Raw genomic sequence first — 22,927 nt, 5'->3', positions numbered from 1 at the left:
GCCCTGTCGCAATATTTGTAATAAAAACTCGTCCAATTTTTAACATTTTTTGAAAATTGGACAAATCCAACTTTCTTTTCTGTCACATGCGGACGCGCTCACGCAGCTGCAGCAGCAGCTTTTTTTCCAGGCGGCTTACCTGCACCTGACTCATCGACAGCAGTTCTGCCACCTCGCACTGTGTCTTTCCCTCGTAGTATCTGAGTTGCAGCAGACGGCGCTCACGCTCGCCGACGGTCTCCAACAGCTGTTCCACCAGAATGTGGTTTAGGACCGCTTCCTTCTCCGGCTCCTCCCGCTCCGCGCTCTGCCCTCCGCTTCCCTCCATCTGATCGATCAGCAGCAGCTCCTCCCCGTCGCGCTCATAGACCGGCTGATAAATGGACGCCACCTCCCGGTTTGCCTCAAGTGCCAGCACGATCTCCTCGTGCTCCAGCCCGGCGGCTTCCGCCAGTTCCTCCATCGTCGGCTCTCTCCCCAGTTCCCTGGTAAGCATTTCTCCCGCCCTGCGGATTTTATAGCCGTTCTCCTTTAAGGTTCTGCTGACTTTTACCATACCGTCATCCCGCAGAAAACGCCTGATCTCCCCGGTAATCATCGGTACCGCGTAGGTGGAAAAGGCAAGCTGCAGCGATACGTCAAATTTGTCGATAGCCTTCATCAGCCCGATGCAGCCGATCTGGAACAGTTCCTCCCTGTCATGTCCTCTGTGTTCAAAACGCCTCGTCACCGCGTGCACCAGTCCCAAGTTTTCTGCCACCAGCCGGTTCCTTGCGTCCTTGTCCCCCGCGTGAGCCTGTCTGATCTGTTCCGTCCAAAGCTCCATAACGTTCAGCCTTCCTGCACGCCAATGTATTTTTTCATGCGCACGCTGGTTCCTTTTCCGGGCGCAGACTGAACCTGAACTTCATCCATAAACGCTTCCATGAACGCAAATCCCATCCCGGAGCGCTCCAGTTCCGGCTTTGTGGTGTAGAACGGTTCCATTGCCCGCGCCACATCCTCAATCCCCCTGCCCGTATCACAGACGATGATCTCCACTTCCCGTCCCATGATCCTGCATGTCATATGTACCTTTTCCCCCGGATTGTCATACCCGTGAATGATTGCATTGGTCACCGCCTCCGACACGGCCGTCTTGACATCCGAGAGTTCATCCATCGTCGGATTCAGCTCTGTGATAAACGCAGCCACCGCCATTCTGGCAAATCCCTCATTGACGGAACGCGCATCAAAACTTAATTCCACTTCATTCTTACTATGCATTGTGATTCTCCCCTTCCCGCTCTTTCTGCTGCTTAGGTACGCTTGTCCGTATCAGCGTGTGAAGTCCGGACACCTTAAAAATCTTAAGGATTCTGCCGCTTAAATGTTCCGCATACACCTCACCGCCAAAATATCCCATCTTCCGGCTCCGCCCGATAATCACCCCGATTCCGGAGCTGTCCATGAACTCCGTTCCCGCAAAATCAAACACGAGCGTCTTCACCTGACCGGTCTCAATAAAGAAATCCGCCTCCTGTTTCAGGCGGTCTGCCTCATGATGATCGAGTTCCCTCGGGACATACACCCGCAGGCAGTTTTTTTCCTGTTCGCAATATCTTTCCATCCTTTTTCCTCCCTTTCTTTTCTTTATGGCATTTTTGTATAATAGGAACAAAGTTTCCTATGAAACAAAAAAGACGCCGGTACGGACTGCTCCGTTCGACGTCTTTTGTATCATAATTCTTTTGTCTTATCACTGTTGTGTCTGTTTGCGCAGTACCCTGCTTCTTCCTGTCCCCGCTTATTCTTCGGTGTTCAGATACCTCTGTGCATTGGCAGCGCGCTCGGTTCCCGGATACAGATCCGCAAACTTCTGATAATAGGTCTTGGCATTGTCCATGTCGTCATTCCTGCGGTAAGACTGCGCAAGGTAGTACAGCGCATTGCCGTTGTCGTAGGTTTCATCGAGTTCGATCACCTTGAGGTAATCCTCGATTGCCTGTGTAAACTCCTGCGCATTGTAAGCATCTGTTGCTTCCTTATATACGGCGCTGATATACTCCGCGTTTACCTGTGCATTGATCGTATCGTACACAGTCATGGAGTCATCCGAAAGATAATCGGTATTGACGTTGCCGAGTGCCGTCCCCGCCTTCTCGATGTCACCGTCGGTGTACGCCACATACGCCTGCAGAAGCTGCTCGTAAGTGTTGACCTTTCCGGCGCTGCTCTCCTCCTCGTTCTTCGCATCCGTGATCTGTGATGTGAGATCTTCAATCTGCGCTTCTAAGGAACTGATGCTCTGATTCTTGGATGCCACGGCATTGTTGGCGTCAAGAACCTCCGCTTTCGCCTGATTCTGGATCTCCCTGCGCACTCCCGGCACAATCAGAAAGCAGGTGATCGCCGCACCGATTGCAATTCCGATCACCATATTGATGATCGTTCCGATTGCGGAATTGTCCTTGAGATAGCGCGGCTGGATGATGGTCTCATTGCCGCTCTGATAGGAGATCAGATCCTCGTTCTTCTGCTTTTTCGGGTTATTCTCACGCAATCCGGCGTTGACTTCTTTTAAATAGCGCAGCGTCGTGGTGTTGTTGGCGTCAATTTTTCCCGCATTCCGAAGCGACTTCTTGGCAAGGTCGTACTTCTTCTCCTGAATGTAGAGGAGCGCCAGCAACTGATGACCGCTTACCAGCTTCGGATTTAAGGACAGCACTTTCTTGAGCTGGATGATCGCCAGATCCCGGCTGTCCTGTCTGCAGTACAGCAGCGCCTGGTTGTATTTTTTGATCGTCTGGTTGATCGTATCCAGCCTTGACGGATTGTTCTGGATCTCATTTAAATACCGGCTTGCGGCGTTGTCCCTCGGCTGGTAATTCTTGCTGATGACCCACTCCGTCAACGCTTCGACCACCTCGCCCGTCTCGAAGTAGACCAGTCCGAGCAGGTTGCGCGCATCGATATTCATCTTATAAAAACGAAGGCTGGTCCTAAGACTCTCTATCGCGCCGGACAGGTCCCGCACTGCCGCCTTCTCTAACGCATCATTATAGTAGGCATTGGACGCCATAATGATCTTTTTGTATATTTTAACATTGGCTCCGCAGTTCTGGCAGATATCGCCCTTGCCCAGCTTCGCCCCGCAATTATAACATTCCATGGAAAACCTCACTTTATCAATCCTGACCCTGCCTGCTTCTACATGCCGCGCTTCATATCCTGCAGGATCTCCTGCAATACGTCCGTCATATCCGTGAGTTCATGATTATAGATAGCCTGCTCCGCCTCTTCCACTTCCAGGCTCGGCTTAAAATTCTTTAATTCTTCTTCAAAATTGATCACTGTTATCACCTCTGTCATCAATATAAAAACACCACTATATTATTCACTTTCTCATTATAATATAGTGGTGCTAATAATCAAGCTATTTTTGACGCAGAAACTTCTGCTATTCGACACCGGCGCTGCACGGTCTTGTTCCGATCTTGTCCGGTAATTTGTAAAATTCCACTCCGGTTGCCATATTTTTCAAGGCAAGCTTCAACTCGTCCATATTGATGACCACACCGGGATAAATCTCCTGGAGCACCGAGACACAAGCCCCTTTTGAACTCTCTGCAAGAATACGGAGCTTCCGCACTTCCTCCTCGTCGCTGGCAAGCATTGCAGAATCCTTGATCTTAATCCGAAGCAGCGACGTCCGGCGCGGATCGTTCGTGTAGCTGACGCCACGCTCCTTGGAGAGAATCTCGAACTTCTCCAATCCTTCCTCGATCTTCGCCAGTTCCTCCCTCGTCATCTCGATCTTCTTCTCCATGACACGCAGGCGGCTGTACACATCAATTCCGGCACCGACAAAGATCTCGGTGCGCTTCTCGGCATCATTGCCAAGCGAGGTTGCAATCAGTCCGCGGATCGCCTGTACCTTACCGCCGATAATACTGCCCTTTCTTCCGGTCAGACGTATCTGCCCATGGCAGATCACCGAACAATCCATCAGCACATCCGCCTGCAGATCACCCTCACACAGAATGTTCGTGAACTCAAAAAACTTCGCAGTAATCGCGCCCTTCGTCTTCACAGACGCCTTGTTGCCGCCGAGCATACCGCCTCTTAGGATGATGTCCTTGCCGGCTTCCAGCATGCACGCTTCGGCGACACCGTCGATCGTGATTGATCCGGTTGCCCGGATGTTGACGCCGCTCTCCACATTCCCGTGAATGACAATATCTCCGCGGAAGTCGATATTACCCTCTGCTAGCTCTGCATTCCCCGAGACTTCATGTACCGGAAGAACCACAATCCGGTCATTCTGCATCTCGATCTTACCGTCCATGGAAGCCGTATAAGTTACCTCATCGTCCATACGATCGAAACCTTTGCCCTTTAACGGCATCTGTTCTCTTCCGTGCTTGGCAGGCACCAGCCTGCCCTTGACCGACATTCCATCCTCGCCAGACACAGCAGGGTGATACACGGCAATCACCTGACCGGCAGTCACAGACTCGATCGAATGTACCGACCAGTAATCCACAGAACCGTCCGGCAGAAGCTTCGGCTTGCCGTCAAAGTTCGTGTCGAACTTGTATTCGTAGTAACCGTCCGTTCCATCCACCGGCTTCTTCCCCTGCGCGACCAGAAGCTCTGCATTGTATGTATGCCCCTCCAGCATATCGGAAATCCGCTGCTCATCTATGCCTGTGGTGATTCCTCTCGCTGCCATCTCCTGCCGGATCTGGGAGTCCGTATACCCTGTTCCCTGTTCCGGCTCCGGGAGCAGCATATAGGCCTCCATCTCATCAAATGTTATGCGTATAATAGGTTTCTGTTGTGTAAGTTCCGCCATAGTCTGCCGCTCCCCAATCTGTGTAAATCCCACCTGCTACTGTCAATCCATCTACATTCTATCATACTAGTCCGATGGTACTTTTTCAAGTACATCTTTTTGCGTTTCCGGTACAATACGCAGGGTTTCTCTAACTCTTTTCTAGCGGTTCATCTGTGCGAGCCGTTCCTCGACCTGTGCCATCATCTGCTCGTACCCTGCGAGTTTCTCTTTTTCCTCCTGAACCTTTGCCTCCGGAGCCTTGCTTAAGAATTTTTCATTGGAAAGCATTCCTCTGGAACGGGCGAGTTCTTTGGTCAGACGCTCTTTTTCTTTTAAGAGGCGTTCCTTCTCCTTCTCAAAATCGACCAGATCCTCAAGCGGCAGATACAGTGTTGCTCCCGGAATTACGACAGATACCGCATCATCCTCGATTCCGTTCTTGTCTGCCTGTACACTCACATCGCTTGCGCCTGCCAGATTCTGATATGCCTCTCTTGTCTTCTCAAATGTCTCACGCAGTGCGGCATCGTCTGCCACAATGAAAATCTTTGCTTTTCTTGAAGGCGGCACATCCATCTCCGTACGCACGTTGCGGACACCTTTTACCAGATCCTTGCAGTGCTCTAACATCTCTTCCTCTGCCGGGAAATTCCAGTCTGCGCGGTACTCCGGCCATTTTGCCAGCATGATCGTCTCCTCTTTGGGATGCAGTGTGCAGAAAATCTCCTCCGTGATAAACGGCATAAACGGATGCAGCAGCTTTAACGCCTCTGTGAGCACCGTCTTTAATGTCCAGAACGCCGCATTTGCTGAAACCGGATCCTGCTCTTTGTTGTAGGTGCGCGTCTTGGTAATCTCAATGTACCAGTCACAGAACTCATCCCAGATGAAGTCGTAAACCTTCTGCACTGCGATTCCCATCTCGTACTTGTCCATGTTCTCGGTCACGTCCTTGGCAAGTGTATTCACCTTTGAGAGAATCCACTTGTCCGCCGGCTGTAACTCATCCGCGGACGGCTCGGTTATCGCAGCCCCCTCCAGATTCATCATGATAAAACGGGATGCATTCCAGACTTTGTTGGCAAAGTTTCTGGATGACTCGACTCTCTCCCAGTAGAAACGCATGTCGTTGCCCGGTGCATTTCCGGTAATTAACGTCAGACGGAGCGCATCTGCGCCGTACTTGTCGATGACCTCAAGCGGATCGATACCATTGCCGAGCGATTTGCTCATCTTGCGTCCCTGGGAATCGCGCACCAGTCCGTGGAACAGTACCGTGTGGAACGGCGCTTTTCCCATCTGCTCGTAACCCGAGAAGATCATGCGGATGACCCAGAAGAAAATAATGTCGTAACCTGTTACCAGCACATCGGTCGGGAAGAAGTAGTCCAGATCCTCGGTCTTCTTGGGCCAGCCCAGTGTCGAGAACGGCCACAGTGCGGAGGAGAACCAGGTGTCGAGCGTATCCGGATCCTGCTCCATGTGGCCGCATCCGCACTTCGGGCACTTCTGGGGCGCACTCTTTGCCACAACCATCTCACCACAGTCCGGACAGTAGTAAGCCGGAATGCGGTGTCCCCACCAGAGCTGTCTGGAGATGCACCAGTCGCGGATGTTGTCCGTCCAGTTAAAATAGGTCTTCTCCATGCGCTTCGGCAGCAGCTGGATATCTCCGTTCTTCACTGCCTCCACTGCCGGTTTGATCAGCTCATCCATCTTTACAAACCACTGCTGCTTCACCATCGGCTCTACCGTCGTACCGCAGCGGTCGTGTGTTCCTACATTATGAGAGTGCGGCTCCACCTTTACCAGAAGTCCCTGCTCCTTCAAGTCGTCCACCAGTGCCTTTCTGCACTCGTAGCGGTCCATCCCCTCGTATTTTCCTGCGAAATGGTTCATCGTCGCATCGTCGTTAATGACGGTGATCTCCTCTAAGTTGTGGCGCTTTCCAACCTCAAAGTCGTTCGGGTCATGTGCCGGTGTGATCTTCACGCAGCCGGTTCCGAACTCCTTGTCGACATATGGGTCTGCGATGACCGGAATCTCACGGTCTGTCATCGGAAGCTTTAACATTTTTCCAACGATGTCCTTGTAGCGCTCATCGTCCGGATTGACAGCGACTGCGGTATCACCGAACAGCGTCTCCGGTCTGGTTGTTGCGATCTCAACGAATCTGCCTTCCTCGCCGACTACCGGATAGTTGATGTGCCAGAAAAATCCGTCCTGCTCCTCATGCTCTACCTCGGCATCGGAAATGGAGGTCTTGCAGACCGGGCACCAGTTGACAATGCGGGAGCCCTTGTAGATCAGTCCTTTTTCATATAACTTCACAAATACCTCAAGCACTGCGTCAGAGCAGCCCTTGTCCATGGTAAAACGCTCTCTCTGCCAGTCTGCGGAGGAACCCATCTTCTTTAACTGGTTGATGATGCGGCTGCCGTACTCGTCCTTCCACTCATAGCATTTCTCGAGAAACCCTTCGCGTCCCAGATCGTGCTTGTCAATTCCCTGCTTTTTCAGGTTCTCAATAACCTTTACCTCAGTCGCAATGGAGGCGTGGTCGGTTCCCGGCTGCCACAGTGCATTGTACCCCTGCATTCTCTTGTAACGGATCAAAATATCCTGCATGGTGTTGTCGAGCGCATGTCCCATATGAAGCTGTCCGGTAATATTTGGCGGAGGCATCACGATGGTAAACGGTTTCTTGCTACGGTCAACTTCCGCATGGAAATAGCCGTTGTCCTCCCATTTTTTGTAAAGTCTTCCCTCGATCCCCTTCGGATCATATGTCTTGGCAAGTTCTTTGCTGCAATTCTGGCACATTGTCCTCTCTCCTTTTCTTTCCTAATTACATAAAAACGCCCTTTGTATCCGTAAGGATACAAAGGGCGACTTATCGCGGTACCACCTTTGTTCACCAGCTGTATACAGCCGGTCTTCGCTCCGGTCAGATGCTCTCTAACCAGCGGTTCGTTAACGGGAACCGGGCGTGAACACTTGCTGCCGTACATCTTCTGTACCGCTTTCTGGGTGTTCCGGTTCAAAAGCTACCTTCCACGCATCTCCTTCCAAGAAACCTTGCAGCCGATGGGTCTCTCTCTCTGCGGCGAGTCTGCATGTACTCCTCTTTCTCTCTACCTTTTACATACTGTTAATGATACGTGCAGCGTCCCGTTTTGTCAAGAAATTTTTAGTTCAGACTCTTCACCAGCGCCTCATAGACAAAGCGCTTCGCCTCTTCCCTGCTTACCGCCATCTTCTCTCCTTTTTCCAGATCGACCAGGTATCCTGCAAACGCTGTCATCTGCGCCACGAACGCCAGCTTCTGCAAGTACGGATTCGTCTCCCCGATCGTGCCTTCCGACACGCCCTGGCACATCAGGGACTCCACAATCCTATCCGCCAGATGGCAGCCCAGAGCCTGCTGTCTCTTTTCACATTCCCTGCGCATGGACTCAGAGACCTCATACGAACCAGTTCCGATCCGTACCAGAAGACAGAACGCCTGTCGCTTCGCGAACACCTCTTCCATATAAGTAAGAATCTGTACAAATTTTCCTGCAAAATCTCCCTCACCTTTGGTGATTTCCAGTACGTGCGCAAGCCGCATCTCCACATCGTAGAGGACCGCATTCGCAATGATCTCCTCCTTGGAGGAAAAATACTCGTACGCTGTTCCTTTGCCGATCCCCGCCTGCGCCGTGATGTCCGACACCTTCATGCGGTTGATATCCCAGCCGTCGGTTACCATGGCAAGCACCGCCTCGTACAGCAGCCGCACTTTCTCCGGCAGTGCCCCGTTTTCATATCTCCCATTCATTATAATTCTTCCTCCACCATATTTTTCTCCCTGTTGAACGCGTCATAGATACACGGAACCACAAACAGGGTCAGAAGCGTACCGTAAATCAGGCCTCCCTCGGTCACAATTGCCATCGGCTGCATCATTTCCGAACCGTCACCGAGTCCGAGCGCCATCGTGGACATCGACAGGATCGTCGTGAGCGCTGTCATTAAGATCGGGCGCAGACGCGTCTTTGCTGAATTTAAGATCGCCTCTTTTTTCGTCATGCCGCCCCTGCGGAGCTGGTTGATGTAATCCACCATAACGATACCGTTGTTGACGATAATTCCTGCAAGCATGACGAATCCGATCATTGCGACAACACTGATCTCATTTCCGGTGAAAAACAGGGCAAACAGACCTCCGGTAAACGCCAGCGGAATCGTGAACATGATGATGAACGGAGACAGGAATGACTGGAACTGTGCCACCATGATCAGATAGATAAATACGACCGCCAGAATCAGCATCAGGTACAACTGCTGCATGGCATCTGCTATCATCTCATCCTCACCCGTCATCTCAATTGAGTATCCTTCCGGCAGATCTATTTTATTCAGTTCTTTCATCAGTGCGTTTGCGACAAGCGTGACGTTGTGTGTGTCATCCACACCTGCTGTGACGCTGATATAGCGCGTCTGGGAATCCCTGGACACTGCGTTTAAGCTGCTGCCAGCCTCAAACGTCGCAATCTCGGTAAGTGGAATCTCCTTTACCGTATCCCCGGTATCCCCGGTATCTTCTGTGTCTTCGATATCCTTGGCATCCCCTGTATCCTTGGTATCCTCCGACAGTTTTTCGTCCGTCTCTTTCTCCCCGTTGCTACCCGTACTGCTTAACTGCGCCATCTTATCCTCGTAGGAAAACGTGAGGTTCTTAATATCGTCGAGCGTCACATTCGCCTGCTCCTCGCTCCTTACATACACCTCGTAATCCTGCACGCCGGCAGAGATCGCCGTCACCGCGGTCTGGGACGCCAATTTTGCATAGACCAGCTGGAATACCTGCGCTGTTGTCATGCCGTATTCCGCTGCCTTTTCCTTGTCGACATGAATCGTGTAGGACTGCGTCGTATTATCCAGCCCGTCATCCACATCCACCGTTCCTTCCTGTGCTTCCACCACACCGGCCACTTTCCCTGCCAGTTCCTGGAGGGTGCCAAGGTCACTTCCCTTGATCTGCACCGTAATACCGCTTCCGAGGAAGGAACTCATATCCGACGCCGAATTGTCCGTGTCAACCTGACAGTCCATATCTTTGGTCAGCTCCGCAATCTGCGCCGTGATCTCTCCCGCCGTGACGGAGGAATTCTCATCCAGAAGCAGATACATCGTCACACTGTCACTGCTGCCGCCCATGGACATCAGGGCGCTGTCTCCTCCGGCGATCGCTCCGATCGTCTCCACGCCGTCAATGCCCGCAATCTTCTCCGTCACCTCATCCGCGCGCTCGCAGAGTTCCTCAAACGTCAGTTTTTCGTCCTCCTTCGCCGCCACTGTCACGGTCAACTGATCGGTTTCCATATTCATATCCATAAAGGAAAATCCTCTGGAATACGCGGCAAGCGCACTCGTCACAAGCAGGACAGTCACACCGATGAACACGACCGGTTTGAACCTGAGTGCCAGTTCCAAAAGCTTCGCATATCCCTGCTGCACTTTTTCAAAGAAGGCGTGCCGCACCTCTTTGGGATTTTTAAGTAGTCCCGCCGCCATCATCGGCACGAACGTCAGCGCCACGATGAGGCTGGCTGTCAATGTAAACGTAATTGTGAGTGCGATGTCCACAAACAGCTGCCTCGTGATTCCCTCTGTGAACACAATCGGAACGAACACACACACCGTCGTTAAGGTCGATGCAATAATGGCTCCGGTCACGCCGCCGGCTCCCTCAACCGCCGCCTTTTTGATGGAATATCCCTCGCTCCGCAGGCGATAGATGTTCTCAATGACCACGATAGAGTTATCCACAAGCATACCGATGCCAAGCGCCAGTCCCGACAACGAGATAATGTTTAAGGAAATATTTGAAAAATACATCAACACCACCGCAAAAATAACACTGAGCGGGATGGAGCATGCAATCACGAGCGTCGGCCGGATGTCTTTTAAAAACAGAATCAGCACGATGACGGACAGCAGCGCGCCCACGATCATATTTTCCAATACCGACTGCACAATGATATCGATATAAATTCCCTGATTCATCAAGATCGCCGTGTGAAGTGCGGGATTATCTGCCTCCATCGCCTTTAATTTCTGCTGGATCCGCTTTGTCACATCCCCGGTCGAGTACCCGGTCTGCTTTTCAATGGAAAGCATGATTGCGGGGTTTCCGTTTACCTTGGAATAAGACTCACCGGCGTTGTTCACCAGTTCCACTGCCGCCACATCGCTAAGGCAGACTGGCCCGATTCCGTCCAGACCAAGATCAATCAAAACCACCTGCTTTAATTCGTCCACGGAATCCAGCTTATCGCCCACACGCACCATGTAGCGGTTCTCGCCTTCCCCGACATAGCCTGCCGGCATGGAAAAATTCTGTGCCGCGAGCAGGTTACCGAGCATGTCGACCGTGAGAATCTGATCCAGATCCGCAGATTCCTTTGCGCTATCCTTTGCCGCATCCAGCTGGCTCTGTCCCTGCGCCAGCTGATTCTTTGCATCGGCAAGCTGCGCTGTCGCCTCGCTCAGCTGCAGGATTCCCTCAATCTGGTTCTTCGTCAGCTGCGCGGAGGCTTCATCCAGCGCAATTTTACCTGCGTCCACCTGTTTTTGCGCCTCCTGCATGGTCGCAATTCCCGTATTGATCTCGGCAAGCTTCTGCGTCATATCTGCGATTGCATAGGGCAGATCATCGAGTGTCTGTACTTTGATGCCAAGGCTCTCCAGCTGCTGTCCCCATGCGGCGATCGATTCATTGATTGTTGCAAGCTGTGCATTTGCCTGCTGCTCGATCTGTGCGCTGCCTGCCGCAATCGCCTCCTGCTGTTCCGGTGTCAGCATATTCTTCAGCGCTTCCAGCTGCTGTCTGGCTGCAATTCCATCATTATAAAGCTGCTGCAGTGCCGGAATTGCCTTCTCCATGATCTTTTTTGCCTCAGTCATCATGGTCATATTCGTCTTTAATTCTGATGCGCCGACATACGCCTGAATCTTTCCATTTTCAATCTGATTGGCTGCGGCACTGACCTGGTTTGCCAGTTCGCTCTTGCCACTCTCCAGCTTTTTCTCGCCATTTTCCAGCTCTGCGGATGCATCATCCAGTTCCTTCTGCGCATCTGCAAACTGTTCCTCGATCTTTTCCTGAATCTTATCATTCAGAGCATCGATTTTGTCCTGATCCATGGTCACCTGCACGGATTCCTCAAGCACGCCGGTAGCGCTTACCGAAGCCACACCCTCCACGCTCTCGAGTGCCGGTGAAAATTCATTTTCCACATAGGAAGACACCTCTGACTCATCCATGCCTTCCACATCCGCCGACGCCACCATGACCGGCATCATATCCGGGTCGATCTGCATAATCATCGGCTTTCCGACGCTGTCTGAAAAACTTCCCTCCAGCTGGTCCAGCTTCTGCTGGATCTCAATCAGAATGGAATCCATGTTGGCGCTCTGCTCGTATTCCAGAATAACCATGGAATAGTTGTCGTACGATACGGAGCTCACGTTTTTGATGCTGGATGTCGTCGCCATGGAGGCTTCAACCGGTGCCGTCACATCCGTCTCAACCTCCTCCGGGCTCGCGCCCACATCCGTTGTAATTACCAGCGCATAGGGCAGGTTCATATCCGGCAGCAGATCAGTCGTCATTCTGGTAAATGACACCACTCCCAGAACGATCACCAGGATTACACCCACAATGACAGTGTACGGTCTTTTTACACTAAATTTTGAAATCACATCTGTATCCTCTCTTTGACTTTGTATTCCGTCCGACCAGTCGGTCGGCTTTTGACATTTTTTATGCTGCGCGAGAATCTTTCGATTCTCCGCAGCATATCTGCGTTTGTCTATTCTGCTGTCTTACGATACTTATTCTTCCTCATCGTCGTCATCCGCAATTGCCGCCGCTGTTCCGGCTACCGAAGAAGCCACCACAACCACGACCACAATTACAACCAGCAGCAATAAGATCCCCATAAAGATCAAAAAACCCGTCTCTGTCATTCTCCTTCTCCTCGTCTTTCTGTCAGCAGATGCCGCACATCCCGCCGCACCTCTTCCGGCATAATCTCACTCCTGATGCAAGTATAGCATATTTACACCCGCATGAAAAGTCCTTTATCCGGCCTGTTTTGTGAAGAACTTCTGTGTGAATTCCGCCCTGCTGCAAGGTTTTCCGAACAGAAACCCCTGTATATAATCCGGCTCTGTCTGTTTTGCCTTTGTAAGTTCGCCCTCTGTCTCGATTCCCTCAACGCATACGTGAAGCCCCAGGCTGTGGGACATCTCCACGATATGATTTAAAAGCCGGTACTCATATTCACGGTTCAGCGCTTTTAATGTGAACGACCGGTCAATCTTAATATATGCAGGCTTTAAATCGCTTAAACAACGCAGGTTGGAATATCCTGTGCCAAAATCATCCAGTGCCAGCAATACACCGTATTCTTTGAGTCCGTTCCAGACTTTGTCAAAGCGCTCATTCTCCTCCAGATAACCGCTCTCTGTCAGCTCGATGCAGACACTCGACGGCTTGACTCCGAACTCATCAACAATCCTGCGCACATCCGTGAGAACACGGCTCTTTAACACCTGCACATAGGACAGGTTAACATTCACCTTGAACTCCGGAAGAATCTTCTGCCATTCCCTGCATGCATCCAGCGCCTGGCGCAGCACCCACCTGCCGACCGGAATAATCAGACCGGATTCTTCGAGAATCGGGATAAATTCGCCGGGCGATACCATCCCACCCTCCGGTGAATGGAAGCGGAGCAGCGTCTCCGCCCCGGTCAGTTCACCGTTTGCAGCATTTACCAACGGCTGGAAATATGCCTCAAATCCCTCAAATCCATTATTTACCGCATGATGCAGCTGCCGCAGCAGTGTGCGGCTTTTCAGATAATCTTCGTATTCCTCCTCCTCAAATACATAGCAGCTGTTTTTTCCGCGCTCCTTCGCCTCGCTGAGTGCAAACTCCGAAAGCTTCATGGCATTTTCAAAGGAATTGTCCACATCGCCGTTCTTCACGATACCTCCGGACACCGTATACACCGCTTTGTACTGGTTCTGCTCAATAAATGCGTAGATGGATTTCTTGATCTCATGGAAAAGATCTTCGGCCTGCTGCACACTGCCGCCGGAAAAATCCACAACTGCGAACTCATCCGCCACAATATGGAACAGGCTCTGTTCCGGGCCTATATTTTCCTCAATACACTGTGCCGTTCTTCTTAAAATATAATCTCCGTATTCGTTGCCGTGGCTCTCGTTGATGTTCTTGAAATCATCGATGCCGATTCTGAGCAAAAATCCCTGTGGCAGCTTTGGACTGCGGCTCTCATAAAAAATCTTCAGACTATATTCTCCCAACAGGCCGCTGACATTGTCCGCCTTCTGTTTTGCCCCGATCTCATTGATGCAGCCCACAAGGTATCTGGGTGATCCATCCTCCGGATCGCTCAATACTCTGCCCCTGCAGTTGATCCAGATCGTTTCATGATTCTTCCCCATCCAGCGATAGTGCAGATTGTGGAATACTTTCCTGCCCGTGGAGAGAAGCTCCAGCTCTACCAGCAGCAAATCAAGATCATCCGGATATACAACCTGTCTGTGCATTTCCACTACATTGTGAAAATGATCTGCCGGCAGACAAAAACGCTTCACCGCATTCGGTGAAATCTGGTAATAATCTTCCTTAAAATCACACACATACAAGTAATCATCCATACAAGGGCTTAAAAGCCCTACCATATCAACCATTTGTTCCGTCGTAAAATGCGCCACTTCCGCCTTCATCTTAGCACCCCCAGATCCCGCATCTATCGTACTTTAGTCTTACTCCATACTACATAATTTTCTGAAAAAAGTCAATCACAGGGCAGAATATCTGCACAACAGATACCGGGATGTTGACGATGTCTCCACAAAATAAGGCTGTCACGCGAACGGACGGCTATGTCATATATTACACTGAAAAAATCGGAAAGGACAACGTTCCAGATCAAACCCGGAGCGTGGACATTCGGAGCGCAAAATACGGAATTTCTAATTCTGCCGTGTTTGCCATCTGCGATGATCCGTGTCTTTCCAAGTTTTGAACACTCCACGAGGAGATGTTCGCAAGCCGCAGACAATTTTAGAACTTTCGTGTGTGCCTTGTGGCACGCTAGGAAGTTCGCTCATTGTCTGCAGCTTGTCGGACACCTCCTGTGGATTGTCAAAACGTGGCAAAGACACAGAATGAGATGAAAAACACGGCAGAAAAGAATTTCACGTATTTTGCTCCAACGAATGTTCACGCCCGGGTTCATCCGGAACTTGAGCCTTCCCGTCTTTTAACAGTTGCAGCTTATCACAATGCCATCGTTCCGTGTGACAGCCACATTTTTTAACCCTTCACACTTCCGAGGGCAACACCCTGCACAATGTGTTTGGAGAGGATCAGATATACAACGATAACCGGGAATATGGAGAACGCGATCATGACGTACACCTGCCCCATATCGAACTTCAGCCAGTCTGCCGCACGAAGCTGCGCGATCAGGATTGGGAGGGTTTTCTTCTTGTCATCGTGTAAAATCAATGCCGGTGTAAAGTAATTGTTCCAGCTGCTTACGAATGTGAAGATCGCCTGAACCGCAATCGCCGGTTTCATCAGCGGAAGTACGATCTGATTAAAGGTATGGAACTCGCCGGAGCCGTCGATACGCGCCGCCTCGATGAGGGACAGCGGCAGAGCGCTTTCCATGTACTGTTTCATGTAGAAAAATGTAACCGGTGCTGCGATCGTCGGCACAATCAGAGGAATAAAGGAATCCTCCAGATGCATCTTTCCAACCAGCTGTACGAATCCAAGTGCCGTTACCTGTGTCGGGATCATCATGATCATCAGGATGAACGGATAGATGAACTTTTTCAGTCCGAAATCATATGCATGAATCGCGTAAGCCGTCATGGTTGAAAAGTAGACCGAAACCAGTGCGCTTAAGCCTGCTACGATAATACTGTTTAACATACCGTTCCATACCGGAAGTGTTCCCGCGAGCAGATTCTTCCAGTTCTCCAGAAGATGCGAGCTCGGTGCCAGTGTGAATCCGGACTGCAGCTGTCCGTTTGATCTCGTTGCATTCACAAACAGGATGTAGAACCAGAACAGACAGAAAAACGAAATAATCGTCAATACCACATATGCAATGGCTCTTCTTGTATGAATATTCATTCCTTTATGTACTTCTCTTGTTTCCATACAGCTCACCCCTTTCTCTTGTCATTGCCGGTAATCTTAAATACTACAAGACTTAATACACCGGTGATGAAGAACAATACAACTGACAACGCACCCGCCATACCATAGTTCTTACTGTACAGATGCTTATTCAAGAACATAATCAGCGTCATGGAGGAACGCATCGGATCTCCGGTTCCGTTTGTCAAAATCTGCGGCACATCGAACAGCTGGAGACCACCGATCAAGGAAGTTACAAGTACATATACAAGGATCGGGCGCAGCAGCGGCAGTGTAATCTTGAAAAATACCTGCATGGAAGTCGCCCCGTCTACCTCGGCAGCCTCAAAGAGGGAGGTATCAATTCCCATCATTCCTGCCATGAGAAGGATTGTCGTATTGCCGAACCACATCAGGCAATTCATGAATGCAACCAGTCCTCTTGTGCTTCCAACATTGGAAAGGAATTTGTAAGGTGTATCGATAAAGCCAATCTGCATGAGCAGTGAGTTGATAGGACCGCTGTCAGAAAACAATGTGAAGAACAACATGGCAAATGCAGATGCCATAATCAGGTTCGGCAGATACATCACTGTCTTAAAGAACCGCTGTCCTTTTAATTTCAGGCTCACATCCGAGAACCATGCGCCCAAAAGCAGTGACAGGAAGATCTGCGGAATAAAACACATAATCCACATCACCATGGTATTCTTGGCATAAACCCAGATGTCACCGTCTGAAAACAGCTTTTTATAGTTTGCAAGTCCGACAAAATTCGGTCCGATCTGTGTCAGGCCCGACAGATAATTCTCAAAGAAACTGTTGTAAATGGTTGTTACCATCGGAATCAACTGAAAAATCACATACACGATAATAAATGGAAGTAAAAAGATATAGCCCCATTTATTATACCGAACGGCTTTTGACTTCTTTTTCATAGCATTTGCCCCCTTCTTTTATAATTGCCGGATACGCGTTCCGGCTGGTCTTCCGCTCCCGGAGATCCATCGGAACCCCTATCCTTTGTATACAGAGCTCACAGCAGCCCTTCCTTTTTTTTGCAGACCTGCTGTCAGCTCTGCATTTCTACACAGATTACCTGTATTTTGACATAGAATGAGCCACACCCGCCTTCCTGATGGCCGGCAGGCGTGGCTCCTGTCATTCTATCCTTCGCATCTTTTTCTGGCATCCATCGATGCGTCAGCTAGTGATGCTCATTCTCTCAGTTGCTGAGATTACAGTTCCACGATTAGTGTGTCAGTTCCGGATATTTCTCCTCTACTGCCTTGTAGAACAGATCCAGTGCCTCATCCTTCGTTGCGTTGCCCTCGAAGTAGTTCTTCATTGCGTTCTGGAACTCCTCGTTGCAGCCCTGGTCATATGCGGAAAGGTTGCTTAAGTCAAGACCGTCAACACCTGCGCAGTACATAGCTAACGGATTCTGTCCGCCTAATACCTTGCTGGAGTAGCTGGTGTCTTCTGCCATAGCTTCCATTGTGGTCTTGTTGTTTACAAAGTCATCATCTGCAACAACGATATCCTTCATGATATCAGCGTTGGTTGTCATCTGAAGCATGATATCTTTTACAAGGCTTGGGTTATCTGTTCCGTTTGCTGCACAGATCCATGTACCACCCCAGAAGAATCCCTGCGGTCCCTGTGTTGCGCCCCATCCGCCGAGGTTTGCGATACTGCCTTCGTCCTCAGCTGCCATGGAGAAGTTTACTAACCAGGCCGGTCCAAAGTAGCAGAATACCTTTCCTTCCGGATAGAAGCCTTTCTTCCAGTCATCGCTCCAAAGCTCTGCTGTGCTGGTCTCGCCTGCATCTACAAGCTCCTTGGAATCGTCAACCCATTTCATGATGTTGTCATCGATCGTGATCTTGCCGTCTGTAACCCACTTGGAAGATACGTTGTTAGAGTATACACGGTAAGAATCGTTTGCGGAAGATGTGATCTTGTAACCGGCATCTTTTAATTTTGCTGCTGTGTCATTGAAAGTATCCCAGTCTTTTACATATTCCTGTACATCTGCAGGATCATCAGATCCGAGAACTTCCTTTGCTGCTTCGCGGTTGTAGAATAATACGCCCGGGCAGCCCTGCCACGATACACCCTTTAATACGCCGTTGGAATCGGTAACGATATCCTTGGTGTACTGATACTGATCTGCCAGATCTGCATCTGTGATGCCGAGATCCTTCACAGCCATCGTGTAATCGGTATCTACATATTTCAATGCGTAATCAGCCTCTACAAGGAACAGATCGATCTTGTCATCAGCTGCTGCATCTGCCTGCTTTAATAAGGTAGCATCCAGGTTATTCTGGTATGCGTTGTCATCGTTCGGTGTGATGTTCCATTTTACGGTTACATCACCGATGGTTCCTGTGGTTCCGTCTACGATGGTGTAGCCCGGATAATGATCTTCCAGTCTGGACTTAAACTCCTCATTCCAGCAGTAGATGTTGAGGACTTTGCCTTCATCGGATGCTGTTGCATCTGTAGCTGCCTCTGTGCCTGCATCTGCTGCAGGTGCTGCCTCTGTTGCAGGAGTTGATGCTGTGTTGTCTGTTGTCGTCGTGTCTGCTGTGTCGGATGATCCACATCCTGCTGCCATGGATGCTACCATGGATGCACATAAGAGTGCGCTAATGATTTTCTTCTTCATAGAAAACCCTCCTCCTTAAGATGTCTGGCTTTCGCCATTGGTTTGGGAAACCTTTTCCTGCGCCCCGCTGTTATTTCTGCAAAAATTTTCCTACGGATTGCCCTGGTACTAAGCTTCCTTCTATAACGACTCTCTCAACGAGAGTTGTTCGCGGTTTTTCAATTGTGCCAATCAATCGCTTGGCTGCTTCGCTTCCAATCAGCTCTGTGTTCTGACGGATTGTGGTAAGTTTGGGATGTAGCAGCTGTGAGATGCGCGTTCCATCGTAACCTGCCACGGAGATATCTCTCGGAATCCGAAGTCCCATCTCAATGATGACATTCCTTCCGCCGATCAGGGCGGTGTCATCCGGGTAGATGATGCAGGTCGGCACATCAGCGAGATTTAAAAGCTCTCTGGTCTGCCTTGCTGCTTCCTTCGTCTCAAGATAATCGGCAGTCCGGATATATTCATCCGGCACCTCCAGTCCCAGTTCATCCATCGTCCGGTAAAAGCTTGCCAGCCGGTCCTTGGTAACATAGGAATTCTCCTGACCGTGGATATATGCAATTTTCCGGTGCCCCTGCTGGTAAATATACTTCACAAGGTCTTCTATGCCCTGAATGTTGTTGGAGCTTACCGCCGTACAGTTATGATGTACATAGTCGATCGTTACTACCGGCAGATCACTGTTCATCAGTTCCAGGACGTCCGGATCATTGTAATCGGCACAGACGATTGCGACTCCTTCAAAGTTCCGGTATCTGCAGTGTTCATAATAGGACATCTTGCGGTTCTCAAAACAGGTATTGATAAATGTGATATCGTACCCCTGCTTCTCTGCCTGAACTTTAAGACCGTTGAGCACGCCCGAGAAATATTCATGGGTAAGACCGCTGCCCGCCTCTTCCTCAAAGAGGACTCCTATATTATAGGAACGGTTGGTCTTGAGTGCTCTCGCTGCCGCATTGGGAAAATACCCGAGTGCTTCTGCTGTCTTCTTGATCCGATGCTTCGTCTCTTCGCTGACATCCTTCTGGTCGTTGAGTGCCTTGCTTACCGTTGCAGTGGAGACACCGCATTTCTCAGCTATCGTTTTTAATGATACCATTGCGTCCTCCACACTTTCGAAACATCACTTAATCGTTTTCGTACTTTTACTATATGCTATCTTTTGCAAAAATGCAATACATATTTGTCATTTCGGCGAGTTTAACACTTTTTTTGCTGATTTTTTGTGCATATTTGCTTGTTCTGTTTCTTTTGCTTCTATTATAAGTTGTATTTTCCCTATCATTCTTACACGTTTTCGCTTTTTATGTCTATATTTCCAGTTTTAACGGCTTTGTATCTTTCTTCCATATTTTGCCCGCTTTTTTGTTCAATCTGCCATTTTCCTTGCATTTAAGAGTATTTTAATTGATTTTTTTATTTTTACAGTTTATACTTTTAGGTAGAAATTGTTTACTTAATCGTTTTCGCAATTATTTCAATCTGAACAATTCACTTACCTATTTTCGTAACGGACGTTTCGGAAATGCGTATGCTTACATGATATGAATGGAGGTAAGCCCATGAAATTCGGCTATTTTGATGATGCGAAGAAAGAATACGTCATCACGTCTCCGCGGACACCGCTTCCGTGGATCAACTATCTGGGATCAAAGGATTTCTTTTCCCTGATCTCCAACACCTGCGGCGGATACAGTTTTTATAAAGACGCAAAGCTCCTGCGTCTGACCAGATACCGCTATAACAACGTCCCGTTCGACAGCAACGGTCATTACTACTATATTAAGGAAGGCGATACAATCTGGAATCCTGGATGGATGCCCACAAAGACCGAGCTGGATTCCTATGAGTGCCATCACGGCATGGGATATTCCACCTTCCGCAGTTCCAAGAATGATCTCTCCGCAGAGCTGACCGCTTTTGTTCCGGTCGACGACAGCTGCGAGATCAACAAGCTCACACTCACCAACAACGGCAGCGCGCCAAAGACGTTCTCCGTTTTCTCCTACGTGGAATTCTGCCTCTGGAACGCCATGGATGACATGACGAACTTCCAGCGTAATTTTTCCACCGGTGAGGTAGAGGTTCACGGTTCCGCAATTTACCACAAGACGGAATACCGCGAGCGCCGCAATCACTACGCGCTCTATGCGGTCAACGCTCCGATCGCAGGTTTTGACACCGACCGTGATTCCTTCCTCGGCGCATACGGAGAGAATTCCGCTCCCGAGGTGGTTGTCACCGGTGCTTCCAAGGATTCCATGGCAAGCGGCTGGGCTCCGGTCGGCTCGCATCACCTTTCCGTGTCGCTGGCACCGGGCGAATCTAAAACTTTCGTGTTCGTTCTCGCCTACATTGAGAACCCCATCGACCAAAAATGGGTCGGACGCCCGGAGGACGGCGTGATCAACCGCGCACCGGCAGAAGCCCTGATGGCGCGCTACGACACCACCGAGAAGGCGGATGCCGCACTTGCCGCATTAAAGGAATACTGGGACAAACTGCTCTCCCACTTCACCATCTCTTCCTCCGAGGAGAAGCTCGACCGCATGGTGAACGTATGGCACCAGTATCAGTGTATGGTTACCTTCAACATGAGCCGTTCCGCTTCCTATTTTGAGTCCGGCATCGGACGCGGCATGGGATTTCGTGATTCCTGTCAGGATCTGCTCGGTTTCGTTCATCTGATCCCGGATCGTGCCAGGGAGCGCATCCTCGACATCGCCGCAACACAGTTTGAGGACGGAAGCGCATACCATCAGTACCAGCCGCTCACCAAGAAGGGCAACTCCGACATCGGAAGCGGTTTCAACGATGATCCGCTGTGGCTGATTGCGGGTGCTGCCGCCTACATCAAGGAGACCGGCGACTACACGATCTTAGATGAGATGACGCCATACGACAGTGATCCTTCCAAGGCAACAGACTTCATGGAGCACCTGCGCCGCTCCTTCCACTACACGATGGAGCACCTCGGTCCGCACGGTCTGCCGTTAATCGGCCGCGCTGACTGGAATGACTGTCTGAATCTGAACTGCTTCTCCACCGAACCGGGAGAATCGTTCCAGACGTTCGGTCCGTCCGAAGGTCCGAATGCCGAGTCCGTCTTTATCGCCGGCATGTTCGTGCGCTACGGAAAAGACTATGCGGCAATCTGCCGTCACAGAGGCATGGATGACGAGGCAGCGGTTGCAGAGAAAGCGATCGCCGATATGGAGAAAACGGTTCTTGACGCCGGCTGGGACGGTGAATGGTTCCTGCGCGCCTATGACCACTACAAGAACAAAGTCGGTTCCAAGGAGTGTGAAGAAGGCAAGATTTTCATCGAGCCACAGGGCTTCTGCGTCATGGCGGAGATCGGTCTCAAGGAGGGCAACTGCTTAAAGGCAATGCAGTCTGTCGAGAAGTATCTCGACACCAAGTATGGCATTGTCCTGCTGCAGCCGGCTTACCACAGATATCACGTAGAACTTGGCGAGATTTCTTCCTATCCGCCGGGATACAAGGAAAATGCAGGTATCTTCTGCCACAACAATCCGTGGATCTCAATCGCTGAGACGGTCGTCGGACGCGGCAGCCGTGCATGGCAGGTATACACCAGAACCTGTCCCGCCTACATCGAGGACATCAGCGAAATCCACCGCACCGAGCCGTATGTCTACTCACAGATGATCGCGGGCAAGGATGCCAGGAATTTCGGGGAGGCCAAGAACAGCTGGCTGACCGGAACAGCTGCATGGACATTCCTTGACGTCTCCCAGTATATTCTGGGTATCCGCCCGGATTATGACGGACTGGTGATCGATCCGTGTATTCCGTCCTCTCTCGACGACTTTACCGCCAGAAGAGATTTCCGCGGTACGACTTACCATGTGACTGTCAAGAACCCGAACCATGTGGAGAAGGGCGTCATTTCCATGACCGTCGACGGCAAGGATGTCGATGTATCCGGCATCTCCGGCGGCATGATTCCGATCGCACTCGCGGACGGAAAGAAAGACGTGAATGTCGAGGTTGTAATGGGATAACCCGCTGAGGCTTTTGTCACAAAGAATTGTCGCAATAAACATAGACCGCTTTGGGAGTGATAAGTAATATTATAAGAAACACACTTGCGGATTTCGTGTGGAAATGCAGATGGAATATTCGTTAGAGAAAAATGTGAGTATTTCTTCCGGTCGAATGTTTGCATCAGATTCCGTGT

The 22,927-nt window shown here is 50.3% G+C and carries 16 protein-coding genes; 1 reads left to right on the top strand and 15 read right to left on the bottom strand.

Annotated elements, in window-relative coordinates:
• Positions 1-82 precede the first annotated feature (82 nt).
• The 15 genes from RHOM_RS03350 to RHOM_RS03285 all read right to left on the bottom strand — a co-directional run bounded on the left by RHOM_RS03350 (position 83) and on the right by RHOM_RS03285 (position 19,822).
• Positions 83-826, bottom strand: coding sequence for a SigB/SigF/SigG family RNA polymerase sigma factor (locus RHOM_RS03350; RefSeq protein ID WP_014078847.1), 744 nt, complete (start codon positions 824-826; stop codon positions 83-85).
• A 5-nt stretch (positions 827-831) separates the two neighbouring features.
• On the bottom strand, positions 832-1,266 hold the full coding sequence (gene spoIIAB, locus RHOM_RS03345; RefSeq protein WP_014078846.1) for an anti-sigma F factor: 435 nt from the start codon (positions 1,264-1,266) through the stop codon (positions 832-834).
• Positions 1,259-1,609 carry an STAS domain-containing protein gene (locus RHOM_RS03340; protein WP_014078845.1) on the bottom strand — a complete coding sequence of 117 codons (351 nt, stop codon included), beginning with the start codon at positions 1,607-1,609 and terminating at the stop codon, positions 1,259-1,261. Before RHOM_RS03340 ends, spoIIAB begins: the two co-directional genes overlap by 8 nt.
• Positions 1,610-1,786: 177 nt before the next feature.
• Positions 1,787-3,151 carry a tetratricopeptide repeat protein gene (locus RHOM_RS03335; protein WP_014078844.1) on the bottom strand — a complete coding sequence of 455 codons (1,365 nt, stop codon included), beginning with the start codon at positions 3,149-3,151 and terminating at the stop codon, positions 1,787-1,789.
• 38 nt (positions 3,152-3,189) lie between these two features.
• Positions 3,190-3,333 (bottom strand): hypothetical protein, encoded by a 144-nt coding sequence (locus RHOM_RS17660; protein WP_044024806.1) that lies wholly within the window; start codon positions 3,331-3,333, stop codon positions 3,190-3,192.
• A gap of 106 nt (positions 3,334-3,439) precedes the next feature.
• Positions 3,440-4,837, bottom strand: coding sequence for a DUF342 domain-containing protein (locus RHOM_RS03325; RefSeq protein ID WP_014078842.1), 1,398 nt, complete (start codon positions 4,835-4,837; stop codon positions 3,440-3,442).
• A 141-nt stretch (positions 4,838-4,978) separates the two neighbouring features.
• The gene (locus RHOM_RS03320; protein ID WP_014078841.1) at positions 4,979-7,642 is read right to left on the bottom strand and encodes a valine--tRNA ligase; all 2,664 of its coding nucleotides are present in this window, start codon (positions 7,640-7,642) and stop codon (positions 4,979-4,981) included.
• Positions 7,643-8,009: 367 nt separating this feature from the next.
• Positions 8,010-8,639, bottom strand: a complete 630-nt coding sequence (locus tag RHOM_RS03315) for a TetR/AcrR family transcriptional regulator (RefSeq protein WP_014078840.1) — start codon at positions 8,637-8,639, stop codon at positions 8,010-8,012.
• Complete coding sequence (locus RHOM_RS03310; RefSeq protein ID WP_014078839.1) at positions 8,639-12,568, bottom strand: efflux RND transporter permease subunit; 3,930 nt, start codon at positions 12,566-12,568, stop codon at positions 8,639-8,641. The genes RHOM_RS03315 and RHOM_RS03310 overlap by 1 nt, the downstream gene beginning before the upstream one ends.
• A 132-nt stretch (positions 12,569-12,700) precedes the next feature.
• Positions 12,701-12,835: a hypothetical protein gene (locus RHOM_RS18110; RefSeq protein WP_014078838.1), complete on the bottom strand. Its 135-nt coding sequence runs from the start codon at positions 12,833-12,835 to the stop codon at positions 12,701-12,703.
• Positions 12,836-12,949: 114 nt separating this feature from the next.
• Positions 12,950-14,629 carry a putative bifunctional diguanylate cyclase/phosphodiesterase gene (locus RHOM_RS03305; protein ID WP_014078837.1) on the bottom strand — a complete coding sequence of 560 codons (1,680 nt, stop codon included), beginning with the start codon at positions 14,627-14,629 and terminating at the stop codon, positions 12,950-12,952.
• Between the two features lie 592 nt (positions 14,630-15,221).
• Positions 15,222-16,079 carry a carbohydrate ABC transporter permease gene (locus RHOM_RS03300; RefSeq protein WP_014078835.1) on the bottom strand — a complete coding sequence of 286 codons (858 nt, stop codon included), beginning with the start codon at positions 16,077-16,079 and terminating at the stop codon, positions 15,222-15,224.
• Between the two features lie 5 nt (positions 16,080-16,084).
• Positions 16,085-16,996, bottom strand: a complete 912-nt coding sequence (locus RHOM_RS03295) for a carbohydrate ABC transporter permease (protein WP_014078834.1) — start codon at positions 16,994-16,996, stop codon at positions 16,085-16,087.
• A 314-nt stretch (positions 16,997-17,310) separates the two neighbouring features.
• On the bottom strand, positions 17,311-18,732 hold the full coding sequence (locus RHOM_RS03290) for a type 2 periplasmic-binding domain-containing protein (RefSeq protein WP_014078833.1): 1,422 nt from the start codon (positions 18,730-18,732) through the stop codon (positions 17,311-17,313).
• 70 nt (positions 18,733-18,802) lie between these two features.
• On the bottom strand, positions 18,803-19,822 hold the full coding sequence (locus RHOM_RS03285; protein WP_014078832.1) for a LacI family DNA-binding transcriptional regulator: 1,020 nt from the start codon (positions 19,820-19,822) through the stop codon (positions 18,803-18,805).
• Positions 19,823-20,285: 463 nt separating this feature from the next.
• On the opposite strand from RHOM_RS03285, the gene RHOM_RS03280 reads away from it, so the two are divergent.
• Positions 20,286-22,751, top strand: a complete 2,466-nt coding sequence (locus RHOM_RS03280) for a GH36-type glycosyl hydrolase domain-containing protein (RefSeq protein WP_014078831.1) — start codon at positions 20,286-20,288, stop codon at positions 22,749-22,751.
• Positions 22,752-22,927: the final 176 nt, after the last annotated feature.

The organism is Roseburia hominis A2-183 (assembly GCF_000225345.1).
Lineage (GTDB): Bacteria > Bacillota > Clostridia > Lachnospirales > Lachnospiraceae > Roseburia > Roseburia hominis.
The sequence above is the reverse complement of the archived record's forward strand: the minus strand, read 5'-3'. Positions and strand labels throughout refer to the sequence as shown.

Excerpts from the sequence above, each read along its gene's own strand:
- RHOM_RS03350 (WP_014078847.1), bottom strand. The coding sequence starts at position 826 with ATGGAGCTTTGGACGGAACAGATCAGACAGGCTCACGCGGGGGACAAG.
- spoIIAB (WP_014078846.1), bottom strand. The coding sequence starts at position 1,266 with ATGCATAGTAAGAATGAAGTGGAATTAAGTTTTGATGCGCGTTCCGTC.
- RHOM_RS03340 (WP_014078845.1), bottom strand. The coding sequence starts at position 1,609 with ATGGAAAGATATTGCGAACAGGAAAAAAACTGCCTGCGGGTGTATGTC.
- RHOM_RS03335 (WP_014078844.1), bottom strand. The coding sequence starts at position 3,151 with ATGGAATGTTATAATTGCGGGGCGAAGCTGGGCAAGGGCGATATCTGC.
- RHOM_RS03325 (WP_014078842.1), bottom strand. The coding sequence starts at position 4,837 with ATGGCGGAACTTACACAACAGAAACCTATTATACGCATAACATTTGAT.
- RHOM_RS03320 (WP_014078841.1), bottom strand. The coding sequence starts at position 7,642 with ATGTGCCAGAATTGCAGCAAAGAACTTGCCAAGACATATGATCCGAAG.
- RHOM_RS03315 (WP_014078840.1), bottom strand. The coding sequence starts at position 8,639 with ATGAATGGGAGATATGAAAACGGGGCACTGCCGGAGAAAGTGCGGCTG.
- RHOM_RS18110 (WP_014078838.1), bottom strand. The coding sequence starts at position 12,835 with ATGACAGAGACGGGTTTTTTGATCTTTATGGGGATCTTATTGCTGCTG.
- RHOM_RS03305 (WP_014078837.1), bottom strand. The coding sequence starts at position 14,629 with ATGAAGGCGGAAGTGGCGCATTTTACGACGGAACAAATGGTTGATATG.
- RHOM_RS03300 (WP_014078835.1), bottom strand. The coding sequence starts at position 16,079 with ATGGAAACAAGAGAAGTACATAAAGGAATGAATATTCATACAAGAAGA.
- RHOM_RS03295 (WP_014078834.1), bottom strand. The coding sequence starts at position 16,996 with ATGAAAAAGAAGTCAAAAGCCGTTCGGTATAATAAATGGGGCTATATC.
- RHOM_RS03290 (WP_014078833.1), bottom strand. The coding sequence starts at position 18,732 with ATGAAGAAGAAAATCATTAGCGCACTCTTATGTGCATCCATGGTAGCA.
- RHOM_RS03285 (WP_014078832.1), bottom strand. The coding sequence starts at position 19,822 with ATGGTATCATTAAAAACGATAGCTGAGAAATGCGGTGTCTCCACTGCA.
- RHOM_RS03280 (WP_014078831.1), top strand. The coding sequence starts at position 20,286 with ATGAAATTCGGCTATTTTGATGATGCGAAGAAAGAATACGTCATCACG.